Below are 11,508 nucleotides of genomic sequence, written 5' to 3'. Positions count from 1 at the left end.
TTATCTACTCCTGCTCTATGAGAAAGTCATTTATCCTATCATTCACAGAAGCAATACATTTCAAATTGCTCAAGCTGATTTTTCTCGAAGCGCTGACTTCGCAAAAAACCTTCCAACTGATGATTGTTAGGGAATGATATCGATAATCGTTCAGGCTGTTTCTCCTCTACAAGCTTTGCCAGCATGCTTGTCGCAATTCCTTGGTGTCGATAACCGGCATCTACATATAGAAAACTAACCTTGCCAGAATCGCTCATACATACCGTTCCAATGATCATATCGTCCAGATAAGCGACAGCATAGGTATTATTTTCTGACCGCTTCATATAGTCCAAATCATTCTGCCAATTGATATGCTCGATGCGCAAGTTTTGTACGTAGTGTTCGAAGCTGTCAAATGCAATTGGTTTAATTACAAGCCCCTCAACCTTTCGTTCTGTCAAACGCAACGGTTGGTGCAGCGTATAGTAACGAAGGTCATATACTTTGCGGTAACCAAGCTTCTTATAAAATTGAATTGCCCTGTTGTTTCCGACAATAACCTCAAGGAATAATTGTTTACACTCGCATGCAAGCGCGTTCGCTTTATGCAGCTCGAACAATTTTGAGCTGACCCCAGTACCGCGATAATCAGGATGTACTGCAAGTGTACCGCACCGCATCGTCAGCACACCCTCATACCGTTTCAATCCGCCCAAAATTAACCCTATTGGCTTGTCCTCATCCATCGCAATATAGGAATATTCCAATTGGTTCCCCTCAGCGCCAAAGAAGCGTGATATGAACAAATCTTGCGAATGATCCATTTTCACGATGTAGTCAGAAAAACCAACTGTAAACGCTCTGTAAGCCAGAGAAATATCGACTTCTGAGCAATTGTGGTACGTTATCATTTACCATCATCCTCCAGATCAATTCTCTCGGGTGCTATCATACTCCACACAAAGAAAAGAAATCAACCGTAAGGCTGATTTCAATGTAAGGTAGTGGATACGGTTTTTGGCTTTCTTGCCGGAACTGAGTTCGGATTCGTATGCTTGAGAAGCAGCGCAATTTGTCCCGCATGCAGGCTCGTATGATATAGCAGCCGTCCAACCGCTTGCAGCGGTGTGATCGTACCCATAGGAGACTTCACGGGAACATGCCACGATTGTTCAGGCAGAGCACGCATTGCATGGCCAATATGCTCTTGCGATTCGCGGATTAACTGGAGCATTTCGAAAATGCTAGTATACGAGTTCGGGTCTCCCGCTGGGCCCCGACTTGTTCGAATTTCCATATTCATTGGCAATTCTTGACCAAAGTACCATTCCGCAAACAAATATTCCACTTCTGCATTGTGTCTGATCATGTAGCCAATCGTAGCATTGCCCACTCCGTAGCTTAATTCATCATCCGTTAATTCCTTCACCATATGATAGAATCGTTCCTGAATCGTCTCCCATATGACGGATACAGTATCATAAGTCATCGTCCTGGCCTCCTCTTATGTTGGGCTGATCTGATCAGCCTGTTGATGCCCGTCTCTAGCAACATGATCAAATCGCAAAGCTTCCAAATCAATATCATAGGCTTGACCAAAGCCTGCAACGTATCGTCCCTCTGTAGGCATCAGCTCAAATAATGAAAAATCAAGTCCCCTAAGCATTTGAATCATGCTTGCTCCAAATGATGTTTCGAATTGTGTGAAAATCGCATCTTCTGCTACACTCTCCAACTTCGAAGCCAAGCATGCAAACCGGGCACGCTGTCTCGCAAACATATTGTTGGTCTTAGATTCATCCTCAATCATCATAATATCGACACGAGGATTTGCCTCAAGATAACGATAATGCTGAGCAATTTTGCTTATGTAAATATACAGCTTGCCTTTCATTCTCACATAAGGAGCATATGAGACAAACGGACTTCCATCTTCTGCAATCGTACTGAGCGTTACGGATTGCACACTATCAATGAACTCCATATATCGACGCTTCATCTTTTCATTATCCTGCTGCTTCATTGACATTCCTCGCTTCCTTATTCCATTTATTCAACACATGTATTCGAGGATGTTCTCCATCTCGAGAATCCTGAATATCTGTATCTACTCCATATACACTTCTTATCAGTTCGGAAGTGAATACGGTTCGTGGTGTCCCGCACATACGAATCCCGCCTTCTTTTATCACACACACCCGATCACTATATGCACTGGCATGGTTCAAATCATGCAGCACCATGATGACCGTAAGCTTCAGCTCACGATTCAACGTGCGAACCAATTCCAGTACCTCTAGTTGGTGAGCAATATCAAGATAGGTTGTAGGCTCATCGAGCAAAAGCACCTTGGGACGCTGGGCCAAGGCCATTGCCAACCAGGCACGCTGCGCCTCTCCACCGGACAATGTCACTAATCTTCGTTCACGAAATAGAGTCATGCCTGTGAGCTCCATAGCCCAATGAATAATCTCCTTATCCTCCACATTGATTCGTTCATACCATTTCTTGTGCGGCATTCGCCCATACCCTACCAATTCCTCTACAGTCATATCCGCCGGACTCATATTCGATTGGCACAGCAAGCACATGATACGCGACAGTTGTTTTGAGTTGAATTGCTGTAATTCCTGATTTGCAATACAAATTCGGCCGCTCTCACAAGGAATAAGCCTCGTTATGGCCTTCAGTACGGTAGATTTGCCGGAACCGTTGGGGCCGATAATCGTGAGAACCTCCCCCTCGTTTACATCTAGTGTAAAATCACGAATGATCTTCTTTTCCCCATACCTAATGTTTAAAGACGACACTTGCAGCATCAGTCAGGCATCCCCTTTCCGCATCAAATATAAGAAGTACGGACCGCCAACCATGGCCATAACAATACCCGCAGGAATCTCTATCGGGCTGAAGATTGTCCGTCCAATGGTATCTGCCACGAGCAGCACCATCGAACCGAGAAACAGGCTAAGCGGAAGACGATAGCGATAGTCAGATCCGATAAGAATTCTAGCAATGTGCGGTACGAGAAGCCCAACGAAACCGACAAGCCCAACCGTGGACACTGATATCGCAGCCAAGTATATGGCAACAAAAGATAGGATGATCCGAATATGAGTCAAATTCAGTCCTAAATTATGCGCTACCTGTTCACCCAATCGCAAGATGTTCGCATGTCGTATGCAAAGCAGTGCTGCTGCCCATCCGACTATGGAGTATGGCAAAATGACGAGCACATCCGCCATTCCGGTGCTCGATAGGCTGCCGTTCAGCCATTGCAAGGCAGATGGAAGACGATCACTGTACATCATAGACAGCAGGCCAATCATTCCCCCGAAGACAGCATTTACAGCAACCCCTGACAAAATGATCCGTACCGGAGTTAATCCAAAATGCTTTTTCCAAGCTAGCCCATACACCATTAACGCCGCGATACTGCCCCCAATGATAGCGGCAACTGGAACCATCGAATAATAGCCTGGCATCGCCAGCATGATGAACAATACTGTAACAGCCGCACCGCTTGATACTCCAGTCAACCCTGGATCCGCAAGTGGATTGAGGACTACCGCCTGCATTAATGCACCTGAAGCTGCCAAATTAGCCCCTATAAATAAAGCCATCAGTACTCTTGGTATTCGAATGTCCCACAATATCGTATTGGAAACGTCATTTCCGGCTCCAAATACGGCATCTATTGTCTCCTTAGGACTGAACTGTACGCTTCCAATTCCGATGGACAGTAATGTCAGAATGGCAAGCAATATAACAGCTAAGAGGAGAAGAATGGATTTATAACTTGATGTTTTCTTCTTCACGCAGCTGAAACCCCTTATTTATCAAATAGAATGTGCGCCATATCTTTATATGCTGCTGGAGCCTTCACAATAGACGCAATACCATACAGTTGAGGATCCAGAGCCTTCATTTTTCCGTTTTTAAAGGCGTTCATTTTCTCCCATGCTCCATTCTTCTTCACATCATCCTCGAACTTCTTGGCAATTGCATCCGGATCACCGTGTGCAACCAATAAAATAACGTCAGGATTGGCCGCAATTACACTTTCCATATTGATTGGTACATAGTCTTCTGCTTTCTTCATGAATTCAGACAGCACATTCGTCGCACCCAAATTGCGAGCAATGCTTCCAGCAAATGTATTGTCATTCATGAGCATTAATGATTCAGCAGAACCGAATAGTATCATGACTTTCGGTGCAGGCTTGCCCTTCACCGAAGCAAGTATCGCTTGTTCCTCACGGTGAATCTTCTCCAAATAGGCTTCTGCCTTATTCTCGTGTCCAAACACACGTCCAAGTACGGTTGTGCTTAGCTTCAATTGCTCTAAGGAATCCGCAGGCAAGTAGGCAGTTGGAATTGATGCTGGCTTCAACTTTTTTTCTATGCTGTCCTTAATCGACATTGGTCCTACGATAATATCCGGTTGCAGTTTAGCGATTTGCTCCAAATCAGGCTGGTGAGAGGAACCGATGCGCGGAACATGTTCGAATGCTTCTGGGAGCTTGCTGCTAGATTTAGGGACTCCTGCTGGAACAACACCTATTTCATGCAAGATTTCGGTAATAGACACGGATAAAGTCACAATCTTCTCTGGCTTCTTCGTGCCGAATTGCTGCATTAGCTTCCCTACTTCTCCATGATCCCCTTTTTCCTCAGCTAGGCTATTCGTATCTTGTGATGAACTTGCGGGAGATTCGGCCGCTGGGTTCGGACTTGATGCGGGAGATGCCCCGTTCGAGTTGCCGCAAGCAGCAAGCACAATGACCATTAGGGCAATGACCCCGTACTGTATAGCTTTCATTGATTATGTATACCTCCTTGATAACTCAATATATGAGAATGATTATCACATTTATGATAACGATTCTCATTATAAAGATATTGATTATCATTATCAACTACATTTTTAATCTTATTCTCATCTGTTTATCATAAAGCTCTGTTTTTCCTGTTGTAATGCTGGTTTGCAGATTTCGCAGAAGATTATGGGTGGAATTTGGTGTGCTATGCTAGTCCCAGTCATTCGGCTAATACTATTTTCTCATCCATAAGGAGGATACTATGAACAAATTAATGACAACAAGAATTGGAAAAACATTGCTGAGTATCGGGATTTGCTCAACGGTCGCCTTATCGGGGAGCATTCTGAGCGACGCTACCGTTATGAAGGCAGAAGCCGCATACTCTACTTCAGTAGCGAATAAAGTAATCCAAACAGGGAAAAAATATATAGGCACTCCTTATGTATTTGGTGCAAAGACTGGAAGAACAACTGCGTTTGATTGCTCTTCCTTTACCCAATATATTTTCAAGAAAAACGGTATAAAACTGCCTCGTTCTTCAAGACAACAATCCAAGGTTGGCACAAAGGTTTCTAAAACTAAATTGCTTCCTGGCGACCTTATTTTCTCGGATACAAATCGTGACGGTGTCATAAATCACGTATCTGTATATATGGGCAACAACAAAGTCATCCACACCTATAAAAAGGGTGTAGGTGTAACGATCTCGAACTTCAAAGGCAGCGCTTGGGACAAAACTTTTGTTACGGCTAGACGTGTTATTCGATAAGAACATTCTTTAAAGCAATATGCCGCCAGCTCTGATCTGACACCGTGCGTCATACAACAATTTGTTGTACAATAAAGGAAACTCTACCTGACGTACGGGACAAGCCTAACCCAACAGCCTATATTCAGCTTGGCTGCATATGTGTGACCGTCCTAGGCTAATGTGAACGCGTCAAGTTCTGTTTCTATTGTAGCCTCAACAGATGGATGGAAACATCTACTCCGTTGAGAGCTCCATCCCACTTACAGGAAGGAGAATCTTCAATGAACAAAGAACAACTGGAACGAATTCATACGGGAAAGGGTTTTATTGCAGCATTAGATCAGAGCGGCGGAAGCACGCCAAAGGCATTACTGCAGTATGGCATTACAGAGGATCGTTACTCCAATGACGAAGAAATGTTCGAGCTCGTTCACGAGATGAGAACACGGATCATTACGAGCTCGGCATTTGATTCGAAGTATATTTTGGGGGCCATCTTATTCGAGAATACGATGGATCGGACGATCGAAGGTCAATTTACCGCAGACTACTTGTGGGAAAAGAAAGGCATCGTTCCTTTCTTGAAGGTCGATAAAGGTTTGGCTGATCTTGAACAGGGCGTTCAATTAATGAAGCCTATGCCTGAGCTTGACGACCTATTAAAGCGAGCAGTTGACAAACATATTTTCGGGACAAAGATGCGCTCGGTCATTAAAGAAGCGAACGAAGTAGGAATACGTAAAGTCGTCGAGCAGCAGTTCGAAGTCGGCAAACAAATCTGGTCGATGGGTCTTGTACCTATAATTGAACCAGAAGTCGATATCTATAGCCCTGATAAACAGCAATCCGAGCAAATCTTGAAGAATGAGCTTCTTAAGCAATTGGCGGCGCTTGATCAAGATGTAAAAGTAATGCTCAAGCTGTCCATCCCTACAGCAGATGATTTCTATCGTGAATTGATTGAAGATCCGCATGTTCTCCGCGTTGTGGCATTGTCAGGCGGTTACGATCAAGGAGAAGCAAATGAGAGATTGGCTCGCAACCATGGTTTAATTGCCAGTTTCTCACGCGCCTTGTCCGTTGGATTGACTGCGCAGCAGACATCGGAGCAATTCGATGAGACATTGTCCCGCTCCATCCAATCGATTTACGAAGCTTCCATCAGTTAATCGATATGCACGGCAGCGATTTAGTAATGGCCAGCCTTTACAAAAATGAATCAGAACTCCCGCGGATTCTGGAATTCGCGGGAGTTTTTGCATGCCTGTATATATGTTCTTTGATTAGCATTCTAGTTGATTACTGACAAGGAAAGCTTCTATCGTGGGGCTGCCTATACGATAGGCAAGACAAATAGGTCGACTGGTATCCTGTAAGAGCGGTTTATGGAGCATTTGCTCGTAAGACTGGAACAGCAGCTTCGGCCCGATCGTAACTCCTATTCCTTGCGATGCCATATTGATAATCGTGTCACAATGCAATACTTCCATTAGCACATTAGGCGTCACATTATGATCGGTCAAGCACGCAAGCACTTGCCGTTGATAGGAAGCCCTTGGCATGATGAAATCGATACCCTCTAATTGCTTTATATCGAGCACTTCCAACTGTGCGAATGGATGATTGTGAGGCATACCAACTACCAGTTCATCCTCATGAATGAGAATTTTGTGCAGGTGACCTTTCTCTTCCGTATTCATTACAAACCCGATATCCACCGTTCCATTTGTAAGCCAAGTAAGAATTTCATCATAGGTACCTTCAAAAAGAACGACCTTGACACGGGGATGATTTGTTTTAAGTTGTGCGATCATAGGCGGAAGTAATTGAGATGCAGCACTTGTAAAGGCGCCAATCTTTAATGTCCCCTCTAGTTGATGATTCTCCACTGATATTTCCTCACGGATAATTGCTTCGCTGCGCAGGATCTGCATCATGTGCGGAATGAGACGATCTGCCAGTACAGTCGTGCTTATCTTCGCTTGCTTGCTTCGATTCAGAAGCGCATAACCGATCTCCTTCTCCAAACTTGCAATTGCATGGCTGACAGCAGATTGTGTCATATTGAGCTGTTCAGCAGCCTTCGTAAAATTCCCCTGCTCTACTACCTTCATGAATACTTCATAGCGTGCTATCGTCATGAAATGTCCTCATACCTTCCATGCAAAACATTAATTTCACTAATATAAGTATACTCGTTACAATAGGCATTGAACAGCTCATTGCGCAAAAATGTAGATCATATAAAGGTTGGTGCTGAAATGAAAAAAATAACATTACTATTATTCGGCATGTTTGCCTTAGGCGTCGATGCCTATGTCATGGCTGGAATATTGCCGCTTATTGCGGCAGATTTCGGCGTATCGATTGGAACAGCAGGGCAATCGGTAAGCGCGTTTACGTTGTGTTATGCAATCGCGGCTCCCCTATTCGCCGCCATGATGAGCCGAACGAACACAAAGCATATTCTAATCGCTGCACTATCGATGTTCACCCTTGCTAATATGATGACTGCAGTTACGCAGAATTTCGCCATTTTCCTCCTATCTAGAGGAATTGCAGGAATCGGAGCCGGGCTCTATTCGCCATTAGCATCCTCTGCGGCAGTTCACCTCGCTTCCGAGCAGCATCGCGGCAGAGCTCTAAGTTTGATCTTATTTGGCATGAGTGCCGGTACGGTAATCGGTGTGCCGCTTGGGATTTATATTTCTTCCCTGCATAACTGGAGATTGACAATGTGGTCAATTGTATGTGTTGGTCTTATTGGCATCATTGCAATCGCAAGCCGGTTTCCAGAAATACGGAGCAACAGCTTGCCGACATTGAGCGATAGATTGTCGATGTTCAAAAATAAACAGATTACGCTTGTAATGCTCGTTACGGCAATTTTAAGTTTTTGCAGTCTAGGGCTGTATACGTATTTGGATCAGATCATCTCTGCATTCGAATATGAGCATTCGATTTGGTTCATTTGGTTGTGGGGGCTTGGCGGGATCGCCGGCAGCTTCTTCATCGGGTCGATCATGGATCGATATAAGCGTCCGAGAACAATTATGCTTGTTCTTATCATGCTGTTAATGCTGTCGATGATGTTCATGGATATGGTTCATCCATATGCGGCTGGTCTCGGTTTCTTGCTCATGCTGTGGGGAGCTTCGGGGTGGGCCTCCATTGCAACCCAGCAAAAAACACTGGTTGAAATCAGCCCTCGACACGCGACAATTTCTATCGCCTTGCTTAGTTCGATTAACTATTTAGCAGGATCTATCGGTACAATGTCCTTCGGTGCCTTGCTTGAGCGGAATGAAAATCCTGCCAATCTCCCCTATTTTACAGGTGCGGTTCTTGTTGGAGGTTTATTCCTTCAATGCTTTTTCATGTACAAAACAGGCGCCCGTGAAGCTAGCGTTCAATCATAATCCACCATTAAAATTAAGAAGGAAGACCTTCGCGATGAAGGCCTTCCTCTTTTCATTTATTCCGATATGCTTGGTGCATTCGCCTCTTGGTGCGGCTTGCCTGCAATACGACTTCCGCTTTCCTTGCCATGAACCGGTACAGCGCCAAATGCCACCCACGACCACGGAGTTGCACGCGATATGATATATACGATGAACCAAGTGCCGAATAACGCGAATATCCAGCCACCTGCAATATACAGTGCATACTCGATTGTATTTCCTTTTACACCTATCTTTCGATAAATAGCGAGCAGCAAAGGATGCAGCAAATAGATACCGAAAGAACAAACTCCCAACGAGGTCGCCCAGGAAGATATTTTTCTCCCACAGCAGTAATATAGTACATATGAGATTTGAATAAGAATAATGCACGACAGTATCGAATGTACATACCAGACGAGCTCATACCACAACGTGTTGACGAATATCTTGCTCACATTCGCGCGGTAAAAGATGTATGCATGATAAATTCCGAGCATGATCCACGCACCCCATAAAACAATCCAGCCCAACAATTGCTTATATCCATTAGTGAAGCGAACGAGCCAATTACGGAGCGATTCGTATTGCAAGGCAATCCATGCCCCCAATATGAAGTAAGACAAATATGAGATTGCCAGATTTCCTCTTGGAATTTGCCAACCGTATTTATTGCCGATAATAAATCCCCATTGCAGCAATGCTGCGGCCAAGAACAGAATTGGGACGGCCTGGCGCATCTTTTGGATTATGGCTAACAAAAGTGGAAACAGTACATAGAACTGCACGATAATAATAATATAATACAGATGCGTATATGCCCTTCCACTCAGTAGATCTCTCACAAAATCATAAGCAACCGACCACGATAAATGGAATAGCACACCATTACGATAAAGCTGCAAGACAAAGTATAATACAGAAAAAACAAGGTATGGCACTAAAATGTAAAGTAATCGTTTCCGGTAAAATTGGCGGATGACACCGCCGCTTAACGTTTTGTCCATATAATTATAAAACAATACGAAACCACTTAAGAAAATAAATACGGGTACTGCAAACTTACTAATGATATTCACTACTAAATAAAGTGGATATGAACGAGTGCCTATCGTTAATGCTACCGCTTCCGATGTCGCATGTATCGCCAGAACCGCCATGATTGCAAGTGCCCGATAAGCATCGAGCTCTTGTATTCTTTCCTTCAATGTCACGCATTTCAACTCCTCAATGAGTATGATTACAATGCGAAAAGTGCATTTCACCGTATATGACGATGCGAATTCCGAAAATGTGACATTAAAATCAAAAAAATTGTGAATATTATTGGTTGGTAAGTGATATAATTAGCAAACAATAGAATGGTATATTGCAAACATAGGAGCATTTGAAGCAACGACGGGGATACTTTATTAACCACGATTTCCATAAATATAATACATAACCTTTTTCTTCCTTGCAACAACAACTTTTCTGGCTGTACTTCATTTGAGTCGTCAGCAATATGGAATCAGCAAAAAAGTACAATACTAGACGTAAAAAAGATCGAGTGCGAGAACTTTCGTTAAATAGACTAAACTAAGAAGAGGATATTATGTTCAATATATGAGCATGTATCCTCTTTTCTTATACATATTAGATTAGTTATACAGATACTGAAAATACAGTTCAATATGTATATAATATTCAGAAAATATCCAGAAAATAGAGCATACTTAGGCGGAGGACGTATCCCATAGCGGGAGACGTAGTGAGGTCTTTAACCGAGCGCAGTTACTAGAAATGGTCATATACCGACTACATCTGTACTTTGGCTATCCGTGTATGACCGTTGCTTTGAAACGCGAAGGGATTCATGTTAACCATAAGCGTGTTTATCGGATTATTAAGTAACTTGGTATTCGCTCTGTCATTCGAAAGAAACGTCGTTATTCTGGCAAGCAGGTATCTGTTGTTCATCCGAATCGACTTGAACGAAAGTTTTATGTAGAAGCCTCTCTGCGTAAATTAGTAACCGACATTACCTATATTCGGGTAGGAGATCGCTTTGTATATCAATCCGCGATACAGGATCTCTTCAATAACGAGATTATGGCTAAGCAATTATCTGATCGTGATCTCGCACTCGTTACGAAGACTTTGGACATCCTTAGCGAGAAGACGGATCTCAATGGTGTTCTCCTGCATTCTGACCAAGGATTTCAATATACATCAAAGCCTTTTAACAACAAGCTCACGAAGCTTGGAATACTAGGCAGTCATTCTAGACGTGGAAACTGCTTTGACAATGCATGCATTGAATCGTTCTTTTCACATCTTAAAACAGAAAAGATTTATCTAACTCATTTGCAAACGATGTCTGACTTAGAGCAAGCTATTTAAGAACATGTTTCCTTCTACAACCATGAACGCTTCCAAAAGAAATTAAACGACCGCTCCCCGGTAGAATATCGGGAAACGGTCGCAGCATAAAGGCGTCTCTTTTTTTGTGTTTATTTGACAGAGTTATGAC

11 protein-coding genes and 1 pseudogene are annotated in these 11,508 nt (G+C 43.4%); 4 read left to right on the top strand and 8 right to left on the bottom strand.

What is annotated here, in order from left to right; translation table 11 throughout:
* Positions 1-38 precede the first annotated feature (38 nt).
* From NO352_RS08845 to NO352_RS08820, 6 genes are all read right to left on the bottom strand, one after another.
* Positions 39-893 carry a GNAT family N-acetyltransferase gene (locus NO352_RS08845; RefSeq protein ID WP_005549323.1) on the bottom strand — a complete coding sequence of 285 codons (855 nt, stop codon included), beginning with the start codon at positions 891-893 and terminating at the stop codon, positions 39-41.
* Between the two features lie 80 nt (positions 894-973).
* A complete protein-coding gene (locus NO352_RS08840) occupies positions 974-1,471 on the bottom strand; it encodes a DinB family protein (RefSeq protein WP_005549326.1) in 498 nt (165 codons plus the stop codon).
* A gap of 15 nt (positions 1,472-1,486) precedes the next feature.
* A complete protein-coding gene (locus NO352_RS08835) occupies positions 1,487-2,011 on the bottom strand; it encodes a HugZ family pyridoxamine 5'-phosphate oxidase (RefSeq protein ID WP_313903339.1) in 525 nt (174 codons plus the stop codon).
* Positions 1,989-2,801 (bottom strand): ABC transporter ATP-binding protein, encoded by an 813-nt coding sequence (locus tag NO352_RS08830; protein WP_289355383.1) that lies wholly within the window; start codon positions 2,799-2,801, stop codon positions 1,989-1,991. The genes NO352_RS08835 and NO352_RS08830 overlap by 23 nt, the downstream gene beginning before the upstream one ends.
* Positions 2,802-2,804: 3 nt before the next feature.
* Entirely contained in the window at positions 2,805-3,800 is a 996-nt protein-coding gene (locus NO352_RS08825; RefSeq protein WP_005549330.1) for a FecCD family ABC transporter permease, read from the bottom strand.
* Between the two features lie 14 nt (positions 3,801-3,814).
* The gene (locus tag NO352_RS08820) at positions 3,815-4,804 is read right to left on the bottom strand and encodes a helical backbone metal receptor (RefSeq protein WP_289355382.1); all 990 of its coding nucleotides are present in this window, start codon (positions 4,802-4,804) and stop codon (positions 3,815-3,817) included.
* Positions 4,805-5,064: 260 nt separating this feature from the next.
* Here NO352_RS08820 and NO352_RS08815 point away from each other — a divergent pair, with 260 nt between their 5' ends.
* Both NO352_RS08815 and NO352_RS08810 read left to right on the top strand, forming a co-directional pair.
* A complete protein-coding gene (locus NO352_RS08815) occupies positions 5,065-5,574 on the top strand; it encodes a C40 family peptidase (protein ID WP_197268325.1) in 510 nt (169 codons plus the stop codon).
* Between the two features lie 263 nt (positions 5,575-5,837).
* Positions 5,838-6,725, top strand: coding sequence for a fructose bisphosphate aldolase (locus NO352_RS08810; RefSeq protein WP_268600311.1), 888 nt, complete (start codon positions 5,838-5,840; stop codon positions 6,723-6,725).
* Between the two features lie 114 nt (positions 6,726-6,839).
* On the opposite strand, the gene NO352_RS08805 is transcribed toward NO352_RS08810, so the two are convergent.
* On the bottom strand, positions 6,840-7,697 hold the full coding sequence (locus tag NO352_RS08805; RefSeq protein ID WP_289355381.1) for a LysR family transcriptional regulator: 858 nt from the start codon (positions 7,695-7,697) through the stop codon (positions 6,840-6,842).
* A gap of 120 nt (positions 7,698-7,817) precedes the next feature.
* Between NO352_RS08805 and NO352_RS08800 the strand changes: the two genes are divergently transcribed.
* Positions 7,818-8,975, top strand: coding sequence for an MFS transporter (locus NO352_RS08800; RefSeq protein WP_268600310.1), 1,158 nt, complete (start codon positions 7,818-7,820; stop codon positions 8,973-8,975).
* A 56-nt stretch (positions 8,976-9,031) separates the two neighbouring features.
* Here the strand turns inward: NO352_RS08800 and NO352_RS08795 are convergent, their stop codons facing one another.
* Entirely contained in the window at positions 9,032-10,210 is a 1,179-nt protein-coding gene (locus tag NO352_RS08795) for an acyltransferase (protein ID WP_289355380.1), read from the bottom strand.
* Positions 10,211-10,778: 568 nt separating this feature from the next.
* Between NO352_RS08795 and NO352_RS25100 the strand changes: the two are divergent.
* Positions 10,779-11,468 (top strand): annotated as a pseudogene (locus tag NO352_RS25100) (IS3 family transposase); the annotation flags it as partial.
* Between the last annotated feature and the right edge of the window lie 40 nt (positions 11,469-11,508).

The organism is Paenibacillus sp. S-12 (assembly GCF_030363895.1).
Taxonomy (GTDB): domain Bacteria; phylum Bacillota; class Bacilli; order Paenibacillales; family Paenibacillaceae; genus Paenibacillus_B; species Paenibacillus_B alvei.
The sequence above is the reverse complement of the archived record's forward strand: the minus strand, read 5'-3'. Positions and strand labels throughout refer to the sequence as shown.

What these genes read in the sequence shown, in the direction of transcription:
- NO352_RS08845 (WP_005549323.1), bottom strand. Translation starts at nt 893, where the DNA reads ATGATAACGTACCACAATTGCTCAGAAGTCGATATTTCTCTGGCTTAC.
- NO352_RS08840 (WP_005549326.1), bottom strand. Translation starts at nt 1,471, where the DNA reads ATGACTTATGATACTGTATCCGTCATATGGGAGACGATTCAGGAACGA.
- NO352_RS08835 (WP_313903339.1), bottom strand. Translation starts at nt 2,011, where the DNA reads ATGTCAATGAAGCAGCAGGATAATGAAAAGATGAAGCGTCGATATATG.
- NO352_RS08830 (WP_289355383.1), bottom strand. Translation starts at nt 2,801, where the DNA reads ATGCTGCAAGTGTCGTCTTTAAACATTAGGTATGGGGAAAAGAAGATC.
- NO352_RS08820 (WP_289355382.1), bottom strand. Translation starts at nt 4,804, where the DNA reads ATGAAAGCTATACAGTACGGGGTCATTGCCCTAATGGTCATTGTGCTT.
- NO352_RS08815 (WP_197268325.1), top strand. Translation starts at nt 5,065, where the DNA reads ATGAACAAATTAATGACAACAAGAATTGGAAAAACATTGCTGAGTATC.
- NO352_RS08810 (WP_268600311.1), top strand. Translation starts at nt 5,838, where the DNA reads ATGAACAAAGAACAACTGGAACGAATTCATACGGGAAAGGGTTTTATT.
- NO352_RS08805 (WP_289355381.1), bottom strand. Translation starts at nt 7,697, where the DNA reads ATGACGATAGCACGCTATGAAGTATTCATGAAGGTAGTAGAGCAGGGG.
- NO352_RS08800 (WP_268600310.1), top strand. Translation starts at nt 7,818, where the DNA reads ATGAAAAAAATAACATTACTATTATTCGGCATGTTTGCCTTAGGCGTC.